Annotated in this window: 19 protein-coding genes and 1 tRNA gene; 11 read left to right on the forward strand and 9 right to left on the reverse strand. The window is 64.6% G+C overall.

Annotated elements, in window-relative coordinates; all coding sequences use genetic code 11:
• Positions 1–96: 96 nt before the first annotated feature.
• The 3 genes from AC0QDI_RS19850 to AC0QDI_RS19860 form a co-directional block, all read right to left on the reverse strand.
• Positions 97–1,653, reverse strand: coding sequence for a long-chain-fatty-acid--CoA ligase (locus AC0QDI_RS19850; protein WP_474671110.1), 1,557 nt, complete (start codon positions 1,651–1,653; stop codon positions 97–99).
• Between the two features lie 104 nt (positions 1,654–1,757).
• On the reverse strand, positions 1,758–3,944 hold the full coding sequence (locus AC0QDI_RS19855) for a TRAP transporter permease (RefSeq protein WP_474671112.1): 2,187 nt from the start codon (positions 3,942–3,944) through the stop codon (positions 1,758–1,760).
• 8 nt (positions 3,945–3,952) lie between these two features.
• Entirely contained in the window at positions 3,953–5,026 is a 1,074-nt protein-coding gene (locus AC0QDI_RS19860) for a TAXI family TRAP transporter solute-binding subunit (protein WP_474671114.1), read from the reverse strand.
• A 245-nt stretch (positions 5,027–5,271) separates the two neighbouring features.
• Here AC0QDI_RS19860 and AC0QDI_RS19865 point away from each other — a divergent pair, with 245 nt between their 5' ends.
• The 4 genes from AC0QDI_RS19865 to AC0QDI_RS19880 all read left to right on the forward strand — a co-directional run bounded on the left by AC0QDI_RS19865 (position 5,272) and on the right by AC0QDI_RS19880 (position 9,226).
• Complete coding sequence (locus AC0QDI_RS19865; RefSeq protein WP_474671116.1) at positions 5,272–6,435, forward strand: acyl-CoA dehydrogenase family protein; 1,164 nt, start codon at positions 5,272–5,274, stop codon at positions 6,433–6,435.
• A gap of 195 nt (positions 6,436–6,630) precedes the next feature.
• Positions 6,631–7,395, forward strand: coding sequence for an IclR family transcriptional regulator (locus AC0QDI_RS19870; protein WP_474671118.1), 765 nt, complete (start codon positions 6,631–6,633; stop codon positions 7,393–7,395).
• A 247-nt stretch (positions 7,396–7,642) separates the two neighbouring features.
• A complete protein-coding gene (rdfA, locus tag AC0QDI_RS19875; RefSeq protein WP_474671120.1) occupies positions 7,643–8,257 on the forward strand; it encodes a rod-determining factor RdfA in 615 nt (204 codons plus the stop codon).
• Between the two features lie 513 nt (positions 8,258–8,770).
• Complete coding sequence (locus tag AC0QDI_RS19880; protein WP_474671122.1) at positions 8,771–9,226, forward strand: hypothetical protein; 456 nt, start codon at positions 8,771–8,773, stop codon at positions 9,224–9,226.
• Between the two features lie 16 nt (positions 9,227–9,242).
• Here the strand turns inward: AC0QDI_RS19880 and AC0QDI_RS19885 are convergent, their stop codons facing one another.
• On the reverse strand, positions 9,243–9,416 hold the full coding sequence (locus AC0QDI_RS19885) for a hypothetical protein (RefSeq protein ID WP_474671124.1): 174 nt from the start codon (positions 9,414–9,416) through the stop codon (positions 9,243–9,245).
• 58 nt (positions 9,417–9,474) lie between these two features.
• On the opposite strand from AC0QDI_RS19885, the gene AC0QDI_RS19890 reads away from it, so the two are divergent.
• Positions 9,475–9,834, forward strand: a complete 360-nt coding sequence (locus tag AC0QDI_RS19890) for a hypothetical protein (protein ID WP_098724730.1) — start codon at positions 9,475–9,477, stop codon at positions 9,832–9,834.
• Between the two features lie 385 nt (positions 9,835–10,219).
• Here AC0QDI_RS19890 and AC0QDI_RS19895 read toward each other — a convergent pair.
• Together AC0QDI_RS19895 and AC0QDI_RS19900 are read right to left on the reverse strand one after the other, a co-directional pair.
• Positions 10,220–10,293, reverse strand: a tRNA-Ile gene (locus AC0QDI_RS19895).
• A gap of 76 nt (positions 10,294–10,369) precedes the next feature.
• Positions 10,370–10,966, reverse strand: a complete 597-nt coding sequence (locus AC0QDI_RS19900; RefSeq protein WP_474671126.1) for an FxsA family protein — start codon at positions 10,964–10,966, stop codon at positions 10,370–10,372.
• Positions 10,967–11,100: 134 nt separating this feature from the next.
• Here AC0QDI_RS19900 and AC0QDI_RS19905 point away from each other — a divergent pair, with 134 nt between their 5' ends.
• A complete protein-coding gene (locus tag AC0QDI_RS19905; RefSeq protein ID WP_474671128.1) occupies positions 11,101–12,744 on the forward strand; it encodes a DUF255 domain-containing protein in 1,644 nt (547 codons plus the stop codon).
• Positions 12,745–12,824: 80 nt separating this feature from the next.
• Entirely contained in the window at positions 12,825–13,628 is an 804-nt protein-coding gene (locus AC0QDI_RS19910; protein ID WP_474671130.1) for a TrmB family transcriptional regulator, read from the forward strand.
• A gap of 15 nt (positions 13,629–13,643) precedes the next feature.
• Here AC0QDI_RS19910 and mptA read toward each other — a convergent pair whose 3' ends face one another.
• On the reverse strand, positions 13,644–14,570 hold the full coding sequence (gene mptA / locus AC0QDI_RS19915; protein ID WP_474671132.1) for a GTP cyclohydrolase MptA: 927 nt from the start codon (positions 14,568–14,570) through the stop codon (positions 13,644–13,646).
• Positions 14,571–14,829: 259 nt separating this feature from the next.
• Positions 14,830–15,033, reverse strand: a complete 204-nt coding sequence (locus tag AC0QDI_RS19920; RefSeq protein WP_474671134.1) for a hypothetical protein — start codon at positions 15,031–15,033, stop codon at positions 14,830–14,832.
• 578 nt (positions 15,034–15,611) lie between these two features.
• Here AC0QDI_RS19920 and AC0QDI_RS19925 point away from each other — a divergent pair.
• The 4 genes from AC0QDI_RS19925 (at position 15,612) to AC0QDI_RS19940 (ending at position 19,716) form a co-directional block, all read left to right on the forward strand.
• Positions 15,612–16,751, forward strand: a complete 1,140-nt coding sequence (locus AC0QDI_RS19925; protein WP_474671136.1) for a site-2 protease family protein — start codon at positions 15,612–15,614, stop codon at positions 16,749–16,751.
• Positions 16,752–16,899: 148 nt separating this feature from the next.
• Entirely contained in the window at positions 16,900–17,829 is a 930-nt protein-coding gene (locus tag AC0QDI_RS19930) for a nucleotidyltransferase domain-containing protein (RefSeq protein WP_474671138.1), read from the forward strand.
• A 327-nt stretch (positions 17,830–18,156) separates the two neighbouring features.
• On the forward strand, positions 18,157–18,927 hold the full coding sequence (locus AC0QDI_RS19935; RefSeq protein ID WP_474671140.1) for a DNA-directed RNA polymerase subunit epsilon: 771 nt from the start codon (positions 18,157–18,159) through the stop codon (positions 18,925–18,927).
• Positions 18,928–19,062: 135 nt separating this feature from the next.
• Positions 19,063–19,716 carry a DsbA family oxidoreductase gene (locus AC0QDI_RS19940; RefSeq protein WP_474671142.1) on the forward strand — a complete coding sequence of 218 codons (654 nt, stop codon included), beginning with the start codon at positions 19,063–19,065 and terminating at the stop codon, positions 19,714–19,716.
• 2 nt (positions 19,717–19,718) lie between these two features.
• Here AC0QDI_RS19940 and AC0QDI_RS19945 read toward each other — a convergent pair whose 3' ends face one another.
• On the reverse strand, positions 19,719–20,555 hold the full coding sequence (locus AC0QDI_RS19945) for an NAD(+)/NADH kinase (protein ID WP_474671144.1): 837 nt from the start codon (positions 20,553–20,555) through the stop codon (positions 19,719–19,721).
• Positions 20,556–20,714: the final 159 nt, after the last annotated feature.

Raw genomic sequence — 20,714 nt, forward strand, 5'->3', positions numbered from 1 at the left:
TGTTCTAACGTTGTTAAGGAAACGTCGAGCCTCCGCTCGGCTCGAGCGGAATGGCAGGCTCCGTCGCGAACCGCCCGCGGGCCGCTTGCGAGCCGGCTACGACTCGTCGCGGAGTTCGAACTTCTGGACCTTGCCGGTCGTCGTCCGCGGCAGCGTCTCGACGAACTCGACCTCGCGGGGGTGTTTGTACTCCGCGAGGGTGGTCAGACAGTACTCCTTGATGTCCTCGGGCGTGGCCTCGGCGTCGGGCGTCGGCACGATGAACGCCTCGACGGTCTCGCCGCGGCGGTCGTCCGGAACCCCGACGACGGCCGCGTCGGCGACGTCCTCGTGTTCGAAGAGCAACTCCTCGACTTCGCGCGGGTAGACGTTGTAGCCGCCGGTAACGATCATGTGCTTCTCCCGGTCGACGACGTAGAAGAAGTCGTCCTCGTCCCAGTAGCCGATGTCGCCGGTGTGGAACCAGCGCTTGCCGTCCTTGTCGGTAAACGCCTCCTCGTTGGCTTCCGGCAGCCCGTAGTACTCTTTCATCACGTTGGGGCCGTGAATAACGAGTTCGCCCGTGATCTCGTGGATCGACGCCTCGTCCTCGTCGATCGGCCCCTCTTCGACGCGCGCCACTTCGTCGAACTCCGCGGTGACGATCTTCGCCTCGACGCCCTCGAGGGGCTGGCCGATGCTGCCCTTCCGGCGGTTCTCGTTCGTGTTCGCGTGCGTGACCGGGCTCGTCTCGGTCAGGCCGTAGCCCTCGTTGAGCTGGACGCCCCAGAGCTCCTCGAACCGGCTCAGAACCTCGAGCGGGAGGCTCGAGCCCCCGGAGTTCGCGAAGCGCAGCGCTTCGAACTCGTAGCTCTCGGCGTCGGGCTGGTTGATCATGTCGTTGAACATCGCGGGGACGGCGAACATGATCGTGATCTCGTCGTCCTCGAGTTGCTCCATCACCGTCGGCGCGTCCCACTCGGGGACGGGGTAGTAGGTGCCGCCGCTGTACATCGCGCCGTTCATCACGACGGACATGCCGTAGATGTGAAACAGCGGAAGCGTGCCGATGAGTCGGTCGGAGGCCTGGAAGCCACCCGGCGGGACCCCGGCGTTCGCTCGCGTCGTAAAGGCCAGGTTGTGATGGGTCAGCAGAACGCCCTTCGGCGTGCCGGTCGTCCCCGACGTGTAGGGCTGGACCGCGACGTCGTCGTCCGCGCGGTCGACGATCCCGGCGGCGTCGTCCGCGAGGAACTCGTCGAACTCGGTGGCTCCCTCGACGTCCGCACCCACGCTGATCACTCGTTCGACGTCGGTGTCATCCCGCACCTCCAGAACGTTCGGGACGAGATCGGCCAGCGCGACGACCGCTTTGGCCCCGCTGTCGCCCAGCATGTGACTGATCTCTCGAGCCTTGTACTGGGGATTCATCGGGACGATGATCCCGCCGGCGCGCAGGGTGCCGTAGAAGGCCGTGACGAACTGGGGCAGGTTCGGGAGGTAGATCCCGACGCGGTCGCCCTCGCCGATCCCGCGGTCCTCGAGGGCCTGCGCGAACCGGCCGGCTCGCTCCCAGAACTCCTCGTAGGTCAGTTCCGTCCCCTCATACGCGATCGCGGCCGAGTCCGGATGTTCCTCGACGGTCTCGGCGACGTCCGTCACGAGATTCGTCATACCCTGTGTGTGGTTACCCGGGTCGCAAAAGGGTTGTTACTCGTCGCTCGGATTTATTTCGGTTGTTCCCGAAAACGGGACTCGATCGCCCCGTCGGGGCCCGATCAGTCGAGCGTCGACGGGTCGGCACCGGACTCGGTGCCGGTGTTACTCGGCAAGTCGTAGCCGACGACGAAGCGGGCGTGGAGCAACGCGGCGACGATGGCCGCCGCGGCGATCAGTTGGATCGCGACGTGGACGATCGAGCCGAACATCGCGCCGACGGCGGCGACGATGAAGACCGCCCGGACCGGCGCGGAGAGATCCCGCGCCCCGTCGAACCCGATCGTCGCGACGATCAGGGCGACGGTACCGGCGAGTACCGTGGGGAACGCGAGCAACGTCTCGCTCGACCAGTAGATCAGGCTATCGTTCGCGATGAACGCGTAAGGGATGACGAACCCGGGCGCGCCGAGTCGGAGCGCCTGCTTGGCCGACTGGAGGAAGCCCGCGCCCGCGATCCGCGCCCCGATCGCGACCGAGATCGCGACCGGCGGCGTGATCGCCGACAGCATCGCGAAGTAGAACACGAACATGTGCGTCGCGATGTCGGGGGTCCCCAGTTCGGTGATCGGCTTCGCGACCAGGATGGCCACGAGGATGTACGCCGCGGGCGTCGGCATTCCCAGCCCGAACAGGATGCTGGCGATCATCGCAAGGAACAACACGACGAACAGCCCCCCGCCGAGTCCGAGGATGCTCACGTCGCCGAGGCTGACGATCGACGTCGCGACGCGGGCCGTCAGCCCCGTTCCCTCGAGCAGTTCGACGATCACGCCCATTGCCGCGAGGACGCCGACGAGCGGTGCCATGTCGGTCCCGCCCTGTTTGAACCCGTCGACGGTCTGCTTGACCGTCGCGAAGAGGTTCGAGAGCGGATCGTCGCCGCGGATGTCCCACCAGAGGAACTCGGCCGTGACTTCGTCGGAGCCGACGTCGAAGACGCCGACCACGAAGTTCCGGACGAACATCACGCCGATGATCGCGAAGATCGTGTTCATACCCGACGACAGCGGCGTGTACCGGAGGTAAATGAGCGTATACAAGAGGACGCCCATCGGGACCGCGAAGTGGAGCCCGTTGAGCAGGAGCCGCCACCTGAACGACGAGAGGTCGTTCGAGATCCAACCGAACTTGAGGATCGTGAAGTGGACGCCAAGACAGACGCTGAAGTAGAACAGCGCCGCCGGAATGACGCCGGCCTGCACGATGTCCAGATACGGGACCTGGATGATGTCCGCCATCAGGAACGCGGCGACGCCCATCACCGGGGGTAGCATCTGGCCGCCCGCGGAGGCGACCGCCTCGATCGAGGCGGCGACGTCGCTGTCGACGCCTTGATCCTTGATCATCGGGATCGTGAAGCTGCCGGTCGTCGCCGTGTTGGCCGCCGCACTGCCGGTGATCGAGCCCATAATCATGCTCGAGATGACGGCGATCTGGACGACGCCGGTCCGGAGGCTCCGTCCGAGTTCCGTCCCGATCTCGCGGACGAAATCCATCAGTCCGAAGGCTTTCGCGATCCCGGCGAACATGATGAAGATCGCGACCCACGTCGATCCGATCCCCATCATCGTGCCGTCGTAGACGCCACTGAGACCGATCGCGCCGTTCTCGGCGATCTGCTCCCAGCTCTGACCCGAGTGCTCGAAAACGCCGAACAGTCGCGGGCCGACCGCGGTGTGGGCGTACGCGATCGCCGCGACCGCAACGGCCGCGATCGTGGTACCGAACGCCCGGCGGGTCGTGTCGACCGCCATCGTAATCAACAGTACGCCGACGACGTGGTCGGTAGTGGTGTAGCCGAGGATGTACGCGTCCCCGTCGAGTCGGGTGAAGTTCGTGTAGACGTGGTACATCGTGTACAGCGCCGCGAGCGCGAGCGCGATGGCGATGTACGGATCGATCCGCTTCCAGACGCGTCGCGCTCGCTCGAGCGCACCGTCGCCGTTTTCGCCGGCCGGTGACGTCGCTGCCTCGGCGTCGACGCCGACGCCGGCGTTCTCGTCGGTGAGCTGTTGGTAGACGTAGTCGAGGTAGTACAGCGAGATCCCCATGCCGAAAAAGAGGATCATGTACCGTTTGTCACGGACTACCCAACGTGGTTCTTCGACGAGGCCGGTAAGGGGCCAGCCGCCGACGAGGGACACGGCGTACAGGACGGTGTACCCCGTCAGGGCGAACCCCAATACGTACACGAGGAACCCGAGGATCAACTCGGGGAGACCTCGGTCGGAATATGTTTCGGACATCGGTTCCGTTAGTTACCGCCGTCGGCGATGAAGAACCACGGCAGATCGTAGAAGTGGACGATCTGCGCCATATCGAAGTCGAGTTCACTGTAGGCACCGGCACCGTTTTCGACCTCCTGAGCCGACCAGTTCTGAATATACACCATCTCGGCGTCCTCCTGATTGAGCGCACCGAGGTTCGCCTCGGTCCCCTCGCTCGTCTGGGCTTCGACGAATATGTCGCTGGTCGCATCGTTGACGGCGCTGGCCATCCCCTGGTTGGCGGTATAGGCCGTCGTCGTCGACGTCGACGTCCGCATCCGGAGGTCCGTGTCGCCGGTCGCGCCGCCGCTCGTGCTGCCGCCGGCGCGCTCGAACTCGTCGTTCCAGACGCCGATCTCCTCGTAGAAGTCCGCCGCGGCGTCGTGGAAGGGAACGCCGTCGTACATGTTCTTCACCCAGAAGTCGTCTTCTTCGAAGGTCGCCAGCAGGCCGGCGTACTCCGCCAGCTCGTCCTTTTGCTCGTACAGCGTCTCGAGGAACGTGTAGACCGTGTCGTACTCGAGGTCGGCCCGGGAGACGAAGTTGTACGCGAAGGTCGGCGCGGGAACCTCGTCGGGGGCGTCGACGTTGTCGATTTTGCCCGTCTCCGCCGACTGGATCAGGAGCCGGTCGTCCTCGTTCCAGGCCTGTTCGGTCTCGTCGCTCACGTCGAGGACGGTGAGATTGTCGACCGTACTCGCGGTCTGCTGGAGCCAGCTGGGCGTGATCGAGAAGTTCATCAGCGTCCCGACGCCGACGTCGAGCTGGTTCTCGTTGATCGCGTTGCCCTGTTCGCCGTAGCTCGTACTCACGCGGTCGTAGCCGTCGGTCGCGTGATCGAGCGCTCGCTCGAGTGCCGGCGCCGTCCCGGAGCCGCTCGGGGTCGGCGACACTGCCGTGTCTTCGTTGATATCCGATAGGGTCTCGAGGGGGCCGCTGCTGCCGCCGCTCGTCTCGCCGCCGATACAACCGGCGATCGCCGCGAGGGAACCGACGCCTGTTGTCGCGAGAACCGATCGTCGAGTGGTACGTCTGTCCGTGGACTTGTCTCTCTTCGCCATGCCAAAGGTCTTCATAGTTACCTATTATAATCCTTCCGCAATCTGCCGGAATTACGGTCGATTGTACAACCATCAAACATGACCGGTCGAGAGAAACGACTCGGAGCGATCGGTCCGAGCGATACCCTCGTTTCGGGAAACCGTCAGCGAGCGTTCGCAAACCGCCGTCTCCTTCCGTCTCGGCGGCCGCTCATGTGACACCCCGTATCGCAATACCTATTGCGCCATTCCCATAGGTGTACTGTATGCTGGATTTCGTTCAGCTCGAGGAGGATCTCGACCAGGAAGAGCGGATGATCCGGGACACGGCCCGGGAGTTCGTCGAAGAGCACGTCAAACCCGACATCGGCGAGCACTTCGAGAACGGGACGTTCCCGAAGGAGCTCATTCCCAAGATGGGCGAACTCGGCTTCTACGCCCCCAATCTCGAGGGCTACGGCTCGCCGAACGTCTCCGAGACGGCCTACGGGCTCTTGATGCAGGAACTCGAGGCCGGCGATTCGGGGCTGCGCTCGATGGCGTCGGTCCAGGGCGCGCTGGTCATGTACCCCATCCGCGCCTACGGGAGCGAGGAGCAAAAGGAGGAGTGGCTACCGGCCATGGGGCAGGGCGAGGCGATCGGCTGTTTCGGCCTCACCGAACCCGAGCACGGTTCGAACCCGACGGCGATGGAGACCCGCGCGGAGGCCGACGGCGACGGCTACGTCCTGAACGGCTCGAAGACGTGGATCACGAACTCGCCGATCGCCGACGTCGCCATCGTCTGGGCGCGTGACAAGTCGGCCGAGGACGACCCCGTCCGCGGCTTCCTCGTTGAGACCGACCGCGACGGTATCACGACGAACAAGATCACCGAGAAGCTCTCGCTGCGCGCCTCGATCACGGGCGAGATCGGTCTGAACGACGTCTACGTCCCCGAAGCGAACGTTCTGCCCGGCGTCTCGGGCATGAAGGGGCCGCTGTCCTGTCTCACGCAGGCCCGCTACGGCATCGCCTGGGGCGCGATCGGCGCCGCTCGAGACTCCTTCGAGGAGGCCCGCCAGTACGCCAAAGACCGCGACCAGTTCGGCGGTCCGATCGGCCGGTTCCAGCTCCAACAGCGCAAGCTGGCGGAGATGGGCACCCAGATCACGTTGGCCCAGTTGCTGGCCCACCGGCTCGCCGAACTCAAAGAGCGCGGCGAGATGCGACCCCAGCACGTCTCGATGGCCAAGCGGAACAACGTGCGCACGGCCCGCGACCAGTCCCGCATCGCCCGCGAGATGCTCGGCGGCAACGGCATCACGACGGACTACTCGCCGATGCGCCACATGGCCAACATGGAGACGGTCTACACCTACGAGGGAACCCACGACATCCACACGCTCGTCCTCGGCGAGGAGTTCACCGGTATCCCCGCCTACCAGTAGCGACGCGAGCCGACGATTCGCACTCCGCTTTTTCTCTCCGACTCGAGCTCGACTCGCTGCTCGTGACCGCGCCGAGTCGACCGCTACGTCGATACTCTCCAACCCGGGTCCGGATTCGGGGATGACCGTCCCGCCCGTCAACATTCTTGTCCCAGTATCCGGAACATTGATTGCGGCGTGCGAACAGCATCGCGTATGAACACGGATCGGGACGAGACCGAGACCGTCGGCGTCTCGACGACGCGGAAGACGTTCGAACTCCTCGAGGCGCTCAAAGCCGAGGAGGGGGTCACGATCGCGGATCTCACGCAGCGGACCGACCTCCCCAAGAGCACCGTCTACCGACACCTGCAGACGCTCACCGATCTGGGGTACGTGATCGAGCGCGACGGGAAGTATTACGTCGGCTTCCGCTTCGTCGAACTCGGTGAGCAGGCCCGGTCCCGGAAAGTGGGTTACACGGCCGCCAAACGAGCGGTGTTCGAACTCGGTCAGGAGACCGACGAACGAGCGGTGTTCATCGTCGAAGAGGACGACGAGGCCGTCTACGTCCACCGCTACGGCAGCCTCTCGAACACGATGATCGGCCACCGGCGACCGCTCCACTCGATGGCTTCGGGCAAGGTCATTCTCGCGGAGTGGGACGACGCCGCGGTCGACCGCTACGTCGAGGAGGTGGGACTCGAGTCGATCACGTCGAACACGATCACCGATCCCGACGCGCTGTTCGACGAACTCGAGCGGATCCGTGACCGAGAGTACGCGGTGAACAACCAGGAACACATGGCCGGACTCCGCGGCGTCTCCGTCCCCGTCTACACGCCCGACGACGAGTTCCTCGGGTCGCTGGCCGTTTTCGGACCGACCAGCCGATTCACGGACGACTACGTTCACGACGAGCTCCCGACCCGGCTTCGGGACAAAGCGGGCGAGATCAGAATCACGCTCGCGTACGGCTGACGGCCGCCGCGATCCGCCGACCGACGACGCGACCGACAGACTCGACTCTCAATCAGCGCCGGTATTTCACTCGGCGAAACGCCGATCGGACGGTGCGAAACCGGAGATCGGCCGTCGACAGGGACGTATCGTCTCTCCCGGTCCACGGAACGGATACTTCGATAGCCAACCGGCCCGTTCCGCAATCCGAAACGAAGGCCGTTCGCCACCGAAACGACTTTCGTCGTCTTCCGGAACAGTTCAATCGATGAACGATCAGCCGACGGGTCCCGGACCGGATCCGAAAGTTCTCCGTCTCATCCGGAAATACGACCTCGAGGGCGTCGGCGACGAACTCGAGGCGCGGTGGACCCATCCCGAGAACCGAACGAGTCTGCGAGCGCTCGCCGATTCGTTCAACGAACGAGTCCTCCGGGCCGCGCTCGACGAGGCCGACGTCGAGACGATCACCGACGATGTCAGCCGCCTGTACGCCCTTCTCGACGGAGCCGAGGGGAGTCGCGGCGAGCAAACCGCGGCCAGACGCCGCCTCGAGCGAGCGGGGGTCGACGTCGAGACGGTGCGAGCGGAGTTCGTCTCCTACGGCGCGATCCGATCGTATCTCACGGGTCACCGGGACGCGTCGCTTCCGGAGACCGACGAGGACGCTCGAGCGGCGGAGTCCCGAACGATCGAGGGCCTCCGACAGCGGACGGTCGCCGTGACCGAAAGCAAACTCGCTCGACTGCGGGATACCGACCGTTTGCAACTCGGTTCGTACCGCGTTCTCGCCGACCTGCAGGTCCTCTGTGAGGAGTGTGGCCGACAGTACGACGTCGCCACGCTGCTCGAAACGGGTGCCTGCGAGTGTGACGATCAGTAGGGCGTCCCCGCGAGTCGGTGATCGTTCGGAAACCATAACAATCGTACTCTTGTTATGGGTTTTGCCGCGCTCCCCGTTTCCTTTCGGTTTCGCTCGAGTCAGCTTCGAATCCCTTTCGAGCACCTATCATATACTAAAATATTACAATCTCAATACACAGTTGTCGGCCCTACTCGTATGCCTGAGTTCGCTGAGACGCCTTTCGCAGCTCATTCAGCGTTACTATCCGCGTCCTCTCGGATCATACGTACATCGGTCGCTCGCGATTCGGCCTCGTTCTCGAAATCCAGGAAGTGCCGAAAATACGTGTTTTCGTACGTCTCAGCCAGGTACCGTGGCTGATCGAACCAAAACGGCCTATATGATATGTACCATACTATTTCGTCGAAATAGTATTTTTTCTATAATTCTGCGAACGGCGCACATCGTTGACCGACGGTTTCGAGTGGCCGGACGAGCGAGACACCCCGACTCGACCGAGGGTTTATCAGACAATCCGCGGCCAACAGGGGCATGTCGGACCAACCCCGACGATCACGACGAACAGTCCTTCGAACGCTCGGTGCGCTCACTGCGGGGACGATCGCCACAGCGACGACCGCGGGTGCGAGCACCGGTGGAACGCCTGACCGACCGAATCACCCATCGAATCCCCGGGGACTGCGATCGCCGTTCCGCGATTCTCCCTCGGCCGACGTCGCGATCGGCGACGTCCTCGACGGAACCGATCTCTACATCGGCGTCGTCGACCGAATCGTCGACGGAGAACACGTCGTCCTCCTGCTCGAGGACGGCGAGGCCGTCGTCGATCAACTCGTGCTCTCGGTCGATCGGTTCGACGAGATCGCACCGGAAGACATCCTGCTGAGCGCTGCTACCGACGGCGAATTACACGCCTTCCGACGCCTTCCGTCGAAACCGAACGGCTGTCCCGATCCCGATTTCGAGCGACTGTCGTCGGATTCCTGAGACGGACTCCTGTCAGTCAGTCCCGGCGCGCCCGCATCGCGGGACGCGGATGAGCCGGGATACAGTGACAGCGGATCGTCTGAAACGACGCCCCGTGTGGCCCGCCGTCCGCTTCCAGCGCCGCGTTCAGTTCCTCGTCGGCCGTCCGCTTCCAGCGCCGTCTCTTTCCCGCAGCAAGTGAACCTATCACACGGCCGGAATCAGCAAGTACAATGCGTATTGCTTGGAAAAGCGTTGTCTTCAATACGATGGTGAACACGGCCTCATTCGGGATCGAGCTGAAGCGACCGGGGACCACCAGACTTCGGGCCGCGTTCTTTAGCGTGTGGTTCGTCGATCTCGTCGCAACGGTACTGTTCTTCACCGTCCCGTACGCCTACGAGATAAATCCCGTGACGGTCTTTCTTCACGACCTCTTCGGAATCGCCGGCGTCGTTTTCGCCGCCCTCATCTACGCCGGTTTCGTACTCCTGATCGGCTACGTTCTCTCGACGCCGCTGGACATCGCCTTCGTCGCGACGATCGTCGGCATGTACGCTCTCTTCGCGAGCAACAACGTCGTTTTGCTCGTCTCACGCGAGCCGTTACTGGCCCCGATCGTTCCGTAACCGAGTCGACCGTCGCGACGATCCGTCGATCAGAACGGTTACGCGAGTTCAGGGAGCCTCGGTGGCTCGAGTCGTCCGGTATGGGTCGCTGGTTCGCGAAGCGGTTCGCCGTGAGAAGGGAGCCTCGAATGTGAACCGAAAGAAGACGGTCTCACTCGCTTTGCTCGGAAACGTGCGATTTTCAAATTCTAGGTAGTTGTATTGCCGCTTCTCATGGCTCACTCCGTTTGCATTGTTCACAGCAGAAATGGGCAAACTCGAATTTGAACCACCGGAAGACGTTCCGGGTCGTTCACTTCGCTCGCTCCCGGGCTGCGACTCGCGTAGTTCAAATCCGAGTAGGATTCCATATTTGCGACTCGCGGATTTGCTCGTCGAAAAAGTATGGGCCAACTCGGATTTGAACCGAGAGCCTCCACCTTATCAGAGTGGCGCTCAACCTAATTGAGCTATTGGCCCGCGCCGTCTCCCTCGCACTCGGTAGTTGCCCGGTGGGACGTTTAAGCGTTTCTTTCTCCCCGACCCGTGGGATTCGCTACCGAGCGAGGGGATCGTCGTCTCGCTCGTCTCCGTCGTCAGTGCGGTCGTCGCCGAACTCGATCGTATACGAGTCCTCGGTGCCATCACCGTCGACGGTATACGCATCGTCGCCGAGGTCGTACGTCCCGTCATCGGCTGATTCGCTTTGGTCTCGAGTCGCCCCGTCGTCCGGGAAGCCGAACGTCCAGACCCCGCCGCTGGCGAAGCCGCCGGTCTTCTTGTCCGCGTACGGAACGATCACGAAGCGCTTGAGCGCGGCGCGGATCGGGATCCGCGTCAGCGGAACGGCGAGCAGGAAGCCGATGAGGTCCGTCACCAGTCCGGGAGTCAGCAGGAACGCCCCGGCGGCGATCAGCAAGCCGCCGTCGAGCAGTTCGTTCGTCGGCGGCTTCCCCTGCGCCATCGAGCGTTGCATCTTCCGGATCGTTCGCCGCCCTTCGGCCCGAACGAGTAGCATGCCGACCAGTCCCGTCAGGACGACGAGCAGCACCATCCCGACCCAGTTGACGAACCCGAACTGGGTGACGATGACCGCGAGTAACACGGCGTCGAGAAACGGGATGAGCAACAGCGCGAGGATCCACCGGAGCATACGTCGATCTAGTCGCCGAACGGTGAAAATCTTTTACTCTCGTTCCAGCGACGGAAGCATCTCTCTCCGCTCGAGACCCATCCGGTACCGGGAGCGAACGAAGGGCTTACGCCGGCGACTCACGTCGATGCGGTATGAACGAGACGACGCGCGTCGAGTGGCGCGAGTGGGGAGGGGAGGCCTTCGACGAGGCTTCGGCGGACGACGTTCCCGTCTTGCTCTCGCTGACTGCGACGTGGTGCGATCACTGCCACGAGATGGACGCGGAGACCTACGCGGACCCTCGAATCGCGGCCAACGTCAACGACAGTTTCGTGCCCGTGCGAGTCGACGTGGACCGGCACCCCCGCGTTCGCGATCGATACAACATGGGCGGCTTCCCGTCGACGGTCTTCCTCGCCCCGAACGGGGAGGTCCTGACCGGCGCCGGCTATCTCGGCCCCGACGGGATGCGACAGGTCCTCGACAGCGTCCGAACGATGTGGCAGACGAAAGGGACCGGCGCGGCGCGCGTTCCCCGTCCGCTCCGCGAGGACAACCCGCCCGCCGGCGAGTTGACGGCCGATATCGAACAGGGAATGCTCGGCCACCTCACCGACACGTACGACGAAACCGCCGGCGGCTGGGGCCAGCAACCGAAATTCCCGCTGCCCGACGCGCTCGAGTTCGCACTCAAACGCGACCGGGAGATGGCGTTGCGATCCTACGACGCGGTCGGCGCGAACCTGTTCGACGAGTTCGGGGGCGGCTTCTACCGCTTCGCGACCGAGCCCGACTGGTCGGGGCTCCAGCGCGAGAAGCTGCTCGATTCCAACGGGGCGTTAGTGCGGGCGTTCGCCAACGCCTACCTGCTGACCGGCGCGGACGAGTACCGCGACCCCGCCGAGCGGACGATCGAGTATCTGACGGCCACGCTGTGGAACGGCGAGGCCGACGCATTCGCGAACAGTCAGGCTCCCGGCGAGGACGACGCCTACAGCCTCGACGCGACCGATCGGGCGGCCGCCGCGGAGCCGCCGGTCGACGAGGGGGTCTTCGCCGGATCCAACGCGCTGGCGATCGAGGGGTTGCTCACCTACTACGCCTACACCGACGACGAGCGCGCCCGCCGGTACGCCGAACGGGCGCTCGAGACCCTCCGCGAGGACCTGCTCGACGACGGCGTCGTCACGCACGCACTCGAGGACGACGAGCGTGACGACGGCGACCTCGCCCCGCTGCTCACCGATCAGGCGCGAGTCCTCGGCGCGTTGACGACGGCCGCGAGCACGATCGATCCGTCCGTGCTCGCGGACGCGACGGCGATCGCCGACGCGACGATCGATCACCTTCGCGACGAAGATTCGTTCGTCGACGGCCCCGCCGCGGGCGTCGGCCTGTGCGACCGGCCGCTCCGGCCGCTGGACTCGAACGTGGCGTTCGCGGACGCGCTCCTCGAGCTGGCGGCCCTCACCGGTGCGGAGCGCTATCGCGACATCGCACGGGAGACGCTCGAGGCCTTCGCCGGCGCGAGCGACCGCTTCGGGGTCCAGATCGCTCGCTACGCGACCGCGGTTTCCAGACTGCTCGAGGGGCCGTTGGTGATCAGGGTCGCCGGCGGGCCCGGCTCCGATCTACATCGCGCGGCGCTTCGGCTGGCGGACCACGAGAAGGTCGTCGTCCCCGACGCCGACGCCCTCGAGGCGGGAACGGCGCGAGCCGAACTGGGCGATCGCATCTCCGATCGCGCCGAAACTCCCGCCGAGTTGAGCGAGCGGGTCCAGCGCCTTCTGGACTGACGTTCGGCCTCCTCTGGCCCGAGTCCACCCTCTCGTCAAACTACCACAGTGTTTATGTTTCTTCGGGGGCTTCGTCCGACATGGCCAGTCTCAGGGATCTCGGGCTCTCCGAGTACGAAGCTCGAGCCTACCGATCGCTCCTCACCACCGGCCCCACAACGGCCAAGGAGTTGTCACGGGCGAGCGACGTGCCGATGGGGCGAATCTACGACGTGCTCAACAGCATCGAACAGTACAACCTAGTCCGCAGCCAGACCGCCAGCCGACCGAAGAAGTACGTCGCCGTCGAGCCGTCGACGGCGCTCGATCGGCTGCTCGAGGACAAGAAACGCGAACTCGACGAGAAGGCGGACCAATACGAGTCGATCGTCGACGATCTCGCCGACGAACTCGACGCGGCCGAACCCGTCGAGGAACAGTTCTGGACCGCCGCCGTCGGTCCCGATGAGACGATCGATCTCCTCTTAGAGCGCCTCGCGGCCGCCGACCGCAATATCGTAATGGTGTCGTCGCATCCCTCCCCTCAGTGGGACATGCAGGCGGTCAGCGAGGAGATAAACGCCCAACTCGAGGACGCCCTCGATCGGGGCGCCTCGGTCGATCTGTTGATGACTCGCGAGATGGTCGCCTCGATGTCGGAGGAAGTGGGCCGGCGGTATCGGGAGACCTTGCAGCAACGCGACGATTTCGACGTCCGAACCCACGACGACATCACGGGCTCGTTCAACATCATCGACGGGGTCGAGGTCTGCATTCAGGTACCGAATCCGCTCTCCTCGGGCGAGGCCTTCGCCATGATCGATCTCAAAGACCCCGAGTTCGCCGCGAACGTCCACGAGGAGTTCGTCCCGCGGTGGGAGGAAGCGGAGCCGCTCGAGTTTTAATTAGCGACTCGAATTTCAGTCCGAAACCTCGTCGCGCAGCGTCCCCATCTCGACTACGCGCTCGGCGTGGGCGTTGTGCTGGTGAATCGACTCGTCGTTGGACTGACTCATCGTGATCACCGCGTCGTCGGGCAGGTGGTCGAACTCGTCGACGACGCCTTCGGCCAACGCGCGGACGCAGTCCTCGACGAACTTCGCGTCGGCGTGGGCCTCGTAGGTCATGTGATCCTCGTCGGGGCGCTTCGCGAGGTTGTAAATCCGCGCGCTCATCGAATCGCGCGCGATGTCGATGATGTCGTTCAGATCGACCGCCGGATCGCCGTTGGCCTCGACGGTCAGCGTCGCGTGGCCCCGCTGGGAGTGGCCTGGCTGTGGCACCTCGTCCAGGAACTGCGTGATCGTCTCCTCCTCGACGCCGAGATCCTCGAGGGTCTGCTTCGCGCGGGCGGTGGACATCCCCTGCGAGCAGGGACAGACGGTCATCCCAGTGACGTTCGCGCCGATCTCCTCGCGGGTTCCGTCCTCGGTGGCGGTCGCCGAGGCCACGATATCCACCGTGTGCTGGGTCTCGCGATCGCTCGCCGGCGTCCGCTCGCGGCGCATAAACTCGGCCTCCATCGAGACCTCCGCCCTCGAGGTGTAGTCGTGTCGCTCGAGCAGTCGTTCGGCGGCCTCGCCGCAGACCTCTTCGACCTGATACGCTTCCTCGCGGGTTGCGTCCTCCAAGATCTCGTCGATGACCTCCATGTTCCGGCTCATGTCCGCCCCCTTTCGCCAGCCGGGGAGGTCGACGAAGACTTCGAACTCGGCGGTGAGGACGATCGGGCGCTTGTCCTCGCGGGCGATCTTCACGAGTTTGTCGACGCCGGTGACGCCGACCTGACTCAGGCCGACGGTCACGTCGGGCGACGTCGCCTGCACGTCCGGCAACTGATGACTCATTGGCCGCATTCAGGGGAGCGGGCGATTCAACCTTTCGGAACCGCAGTAACTGGCTCGATAGGGACTCGATGGGTGCGGAACGCTCGGTACGACTCGAGCGAGCCGTCGACTCTTTAAGTACCACTGGTCACAAGGTAGAGCTATGATAGGGGGACGGTCGTTTTGCAGTCCGGTGGCTCATATCCGATAGCCACGGCGCTCTGTTTTCGGTCTCCGCGTTCGATTGATGAAACGAGAAACAGTCCGGGTAACCACGGGTTCACGAGTCGCGCAAGCGATCGGAGAGTCTATTCGCCATTTCCCACGGAAGGGTAAGCACGAACAGGAAGAGCAGCGTCGCGCCCAGCCCGGTGAGAAACCCGTCCGTGACACGAAGTGCGAGGAAGACGGCCAACCCGGCGACGAGTATCCTCGCAATACGGTTCAGGTCCCACTCGAACAGGACGGTTCGGAGGGCAGACATCATCTCACCGATTGACGGGATCGTATATAGGCCTGGGGAGAGAGAAGTGAGTCGCGGCAGCGGAACGACGAATACACGTCGTCGAAATGCGTCTCACTTCGGCAACCGATCCGCGTGCGGTAGCGAGCGCTGCGGCGCGGTGAACGAAAGCGAGGGGCGAGTGAACCGAGCGCCTCGGAAAGCGAACGGCGAACGGCTGTGTGCAGGGAGCATCGCAAACCGCGGTGCAACGCTGCGCGTGGCTGTCGCGAGTACGACGATCGTGAGCGCGGACCCAGCGTCGACTGGTCCATTTGCAAACGAACTCGTCAGACCGATCGCTGATCCTCGAGCGATCGCCGTCCGTACGCCCGGTCGCCGACACCGACCGCATTCGTTCTTTACGTATCTCTGGTCACGAGATAGAGCCATGACGGGAAGACCGCCGTTCTCCGAGGCTCAGATTCGACAGTTGCGACGTTCTGGTGCTCGATAGTTCGACCGCGCGTTTCATTATCCAGTCGCAACGGACTGGACTCCGACGAACCCGTTGGAACCGTTTTCCGGTCAACTAAGACCCCGGAGTGACAGCAGCGAGTGTGCGAAGTTACACCGTCACCGAGATCTGGGATATCCCGATTCGAATCAACACGTCATTATTGATCTTTCTCCCGATCCTCGCGTGGCTCATCGGGAGCGGCCAGCAGATCGAACTGTACGCCGGATTCATCGAGGGGGTCACCGGCACCGCATTCGACCTCTCCCAGCTCCGTGCGGGGACGACGCCGTGGCTTATCGGTATCGCGGCGGCGCTCGGGCTGTTCGTGAGCGTCACGCTGCACGAACTCGGCCACTCGTGGGCCGCGTTGCGGTACGGTATCGAGATCGACTCGATCACCCTGTGGATCCTCGGCGGCATCGCGTCGCTGAAGACGTTCCCGAAGGAGTGGGACCGCGAATTCTGGATCGCTATCGCCGGTCCGCTCACGAGCGTCCTCGTCGCCGCCGTCTGTTACGCGGGCGTTCTCGTCGCGCCGAACTCCCTCCAGGTGTCGCGGTTCATCGTCGGCTATCTGGCCATCACGAACCTGATACTGGCGGGATTCAACCTCCTCCCCGCGTTTCCGATGGACGGCGGGCGCATCTTCCGCGCGCTCCTTGCTCGCTCTCGTCCGTACGGGACCGCGACGCGGATCGCGGCACGAGTCGGGGTCCTCTTCGCGTTTCTGTTCGCTATCGTCGGCGTCCTCACCTTCCAGCTCATCCTCCTCCTCCTCGCATTCTTCATCTACGGTGCCGCGACGACGGAATCGCGGTCCGTCCTCCTCGACGAACTGCTCGAGGGCATCACGGTCGGCGACATCATGACCCGCGATCCCGCAACGGTCTCGGCGGACACGACGCTCGAGGAGTTCGGCGACCGGATGCTTCGCGAACGACACCACCTCTACCTCGTCACGGATGATACCGGGGCGGCCCTCGGCGTTATCACGCTCGATGACGTGCAAAAGGCTCGAGGCGCGGACCGTGGAACGACCCGCGTCGAGGAGGTCGTGCGAGCGGTCTCCCGCGTCGAGGCGACCGACGACGCCTTCGATACGTTGGCCGTGTTGAACCAGTCCGGAAGCGTGAACGCACTGGTCGAGGACAACGGAGAGCCCGTCGGTGTGCTCTCCCAATCCGATTACGCACACGCCATGACGGTTCGACGCGGCTTCCAGAGCGCGATTACCGGATAATCGGCTGCCTCACCGCAAGTTCCGGTCCGGTATCCGAGTTTCCGTCCGCGCTTTTTGTTTAAGTACCTCTGGTCACAAGGTGAAGCTACGAAGGGCATTCGTCACCCGGCCTTCTCGGGTTTCGTTCCCGCGTACTCGAGCCACAGCTATGACTACCGTCCCGGCACGCGTCCGCGAGACCGTCGACGACCACCTGACGGCGATCGAACGCGAGCACGATATCGCGGTCGCGCTGGCGGTCGCCCGCGGAAGCCACGCCTGGGGTGCGGCGAGTCCCGACAGCGATTACGACGCGGGCTTCGTCTTCGTGCCGACGGATCTGCGCCGGTACGCTCACCTCGAGGGCGCTCCCGAGACCGTCGTCGCGGACCGCGGCGAGTTCGAGTATCAGGGCTGGGACGTGCGGACGTTCGCGCGCTTGCTCGCCGACTCGAACGAGGGGGCGATCGACCTGCTGCGGAGTCCGATTCGCTACCGCCTCGCGTCCGATCCCGCCGACCTCACCGCGTATCTCGAGCGGACGTACAACCCGATCGACCTCTATCACGCGTGGCGCGGGATCGCGACGAGCAACTATCGCAAATACATCTCGCATCATCTGGTCCGGAGTGACGACGAAATCTTCCCGATCGTCGACGTGGACGGCGCGGACGGCGACGAGTACACCGTCGAAACCGACGACGGAACGACGACGATCTCGGCGGACGACGAGCGATTCACCGAAACCCGGACGAAACCGACCGTCAAGCGAAACCTGACGATCTGTCGGGCGGCCATGTCCGCGTACTACCTCAAAGAGACCGGCGAGCGGGGCGAACACGAGCTGCCGGCCCTCGAGTTCGAGACCTTCCTCCGCGAGCAGGCACCCGCAGTCTTCGACGCGGACCGAATCGACCGCGCTCGCGAGTTGCTCGAGCGGAAACGAGCGGGCGACGGGGAGACCGATATCGGCGACGCCGTGGGTCGCGAGTTCGCCCACCCGCCGAAAGCGATCGATCCCGCCGTTCACGCACGCGACGGCCCCGATACCGAACGGCTGAACGGGTTCATCGACGAGATTATCGCGGCCGTCCGGTAGCTCGAGCCGCGCCCCGACCTCGCGTTCGTTTAAGTGCCTCTGGTCACAAGCTGAAGATACGACGGGAGAGACGCCCCGGTTCTGTCGAGGAATTCGTTCTCGAACAGCACACAGCTCGAGCGCTCGTTCTTTACGTACTTCTGGTCACAAGGTAGAGCTACGAAGGGCTTTTCGCGGATCGACTCGCTCGAGAGCGAAGCGGCAGCGATCGATATCGCTCGAGCGCCACCGATACGCCTGATACCTGTTAGAAAGCCTGTCTGTCCAGTGTGACGGAGCACTGAACGGAGCGAGCCTTTTTCACTCTCCCTCTCCGAGCGACAGACGATGCAAGACGACGGTGCCGACCCTGGTCCAGATTCCGAGCGAGCCGCGGCGGTCGCGGACGGCGTCGAGCCCGAACCCGACCCCGAGCGCCGCCTCGAGACCCGTCCCGGGTCCGGGTCGCTCTCCCGAGCGGACGTCCAGCGCGACTCGACGGTCCGCCAGTGGGGCGTCGTCACGCCGAGCGCGACGGTCATCGGCCGCGCCGATTCCCCCGACGCCGACCTCTCCGAGAGCGTGCGACGCCTCCACGACGAACAGCACGCGGCGACGCCGGGCTACGGCGAGCGCGCCCACCACCTCGATCGGCTGCGAACGACCCAGGCGTTGTGTAACGCTCTCGAGGTAACGCCGTGGCAGCGCGATCTGGCGCTCGGCGTCATGGACGAGATCGACCTCACCGAGTTCGGCAGCCAGCGCGCGATCGAGAAGGTCGCGCTGGTGGCGATCCGCCACGTCGTCGACGTCGACCGCCAGCAGTACTTCGGACTGGACGAGATCGACGCCCAGACGCTTTCCGCCGATCGGATGGAGGAGCTGTTCGCCCGGTACCGGGCCCACGATATCACCGACGAGGAGTCGTTCAAGCGCCTCGCGGCCGACTACGGGCTGGACACGACGAGTCTGAACCGCCTCCGCCGCGTGCTGAAGTCGCAACTCGAAGAGGAGCTGCCGGCCTACGGTCGCAACCCGTATCGAGACCCCAACCTACCGGACGCGAGGGATGCGGAGACGAACGCCGCTGACGCGGCCGCCTCCGGATCGGAGAGCTAACGGGCTGGGCTATCAACTCCGACCGGCGCGACGCCGCAGCCACCTTTCACTGGACCGTCGTCACCCAGTCTCGAGCCGCTCGCAGCCGACTGCCGGTGACCCGCGACTTTTCCGTGGTGACTGCCTAGCACCGGTATGGCTGACGCTGACACCGGAACGACGACGGAGACCGCGGATCGAATCACGATCTACGCCGACTACGTCTGTCCGTTCTGTTATCTGGGGACCCGCTCGCTCGACCAGTACCGGGAGGGCCGCGACGAGCCGCTGACCGTCGAGTGGCATCCATTCGATCTGCGACGCGGGAAGCGAAATCCGGACGGTTCGATCGATCAGGACGTAGACGACGGCAAGGACGACGAGTACTTCGAGCAGGCGAAACAGAACGTCCGCCGACTGCAAGAGGAGTACGGCGTCGAAATGGCCCAGGAGATCGCGACCGACGTGGACTCGTTCGATGCGCAGGTCGCCTCGTGGTACGTCAAACGGGAGTATCCCGGACAGTGGGCGGCGTTCGACGAATCGATCTACGCGGCGCTGTGGCAGGACGGCCGCGACATCGGCGACGTCGACGTTCTGGCCGACCTCGCGGCGGCCGTCGACCTGCCGGCCGACGAGATTCGCGACGCCGTCGCAGACGAGAGTCTTCAGGCGGAGCTCGAGGACCGGTTCACCGAGGCACAACAACGAGGAATCACCGGCGTGCCGACGTTCGTCTCGGACGGCCGCGCCGCCCGCGGCTCGGTGCCGCCGGAACACTTGGAGCGGCTCGTCGAGGACGAGCAGTAGCGCTACTCGAGCTTGTCGAGCCCGTCGAAGAAGTTCGCCTGCGGGCCGGCGAGCGTGACGGATTCGTCCGCGAGCGAGACGGAGACCGTCGCGGGCGGCTCGAGTCGCCGTCGGTTGCGCCCGTCGCTGATCGCGTAGGCCGTCTCGGGTCCGGAGACGGTGAGCGTTATTTCGGTGCCCGGTTCGACGACTAGCGGCGGCATCGATTCGGTCGCGGCCATCTGCGCGACGACGAGCGCGTCGGCCGACGGGTGAACCAGCGGGCCGCCCTCGCTGAGGTTGTAGGCGGTCGATCCCGTCGGCGTGGCCACGAGGACGCCGTCCGCGTGGCTCTCGGCGTAGCGCTGGCCGTCGACGGCGATCTCGACGGTCGCCCCGCCGCCGTGGCCCCGTCGCGGGCCGTGAACGACGACCTCGTTGAGCGCGGGTTCGAGCGTCCAGTCCTCGTCGGCGCCGGTCGCCTGCAGTCGCGCCAGTTCGCGGCCCTCGACGGTGCCCGTCTCCTCGAGTTCGGTGACGAGCGCGGTGACGACCGCGAGCGCGTCGGCGGGGGCGACGGCGTTGAGAAAGCCGACTTCGCCGAGGTTGACCCCGATGATCGGCGCGGGACTGACCTCGCGCGCGACGAACAGCAACGTTCCGTCGCCGCCGATGCTCACGACGAGATCGCGACTCGTCATCGCGTCGACCGGAACAGCGGTCGCCGCGACCGCCCCGCCGGTCGCCTCGTCGACGACGGCGGTCGCGCCCGTCCCCTCGAGGGCGTCGACGAGGTTCGCGGCGAGTTCCTGTGCACGCTCGTTGTCGCGTTGGGCGACGATTCCGACGTCGACGTCCATCGTCCGCGGCTAGCCCCCCCGTCGTCAAAAAGCCACGCTTGTCCCGCCGACGGCAACAAGTTTAATCGGGGTGGAACGACTCCGGACACGTGAACGCCCGCGACGACCACGTCGCAGTGTCCAGTATGGCAGCTGTCTACTCGAGTACCCCCCGTCGCG

The sequence above is a fragment of the Natrinema sp. LJW11 genome, from assembly GCF_056135975.1.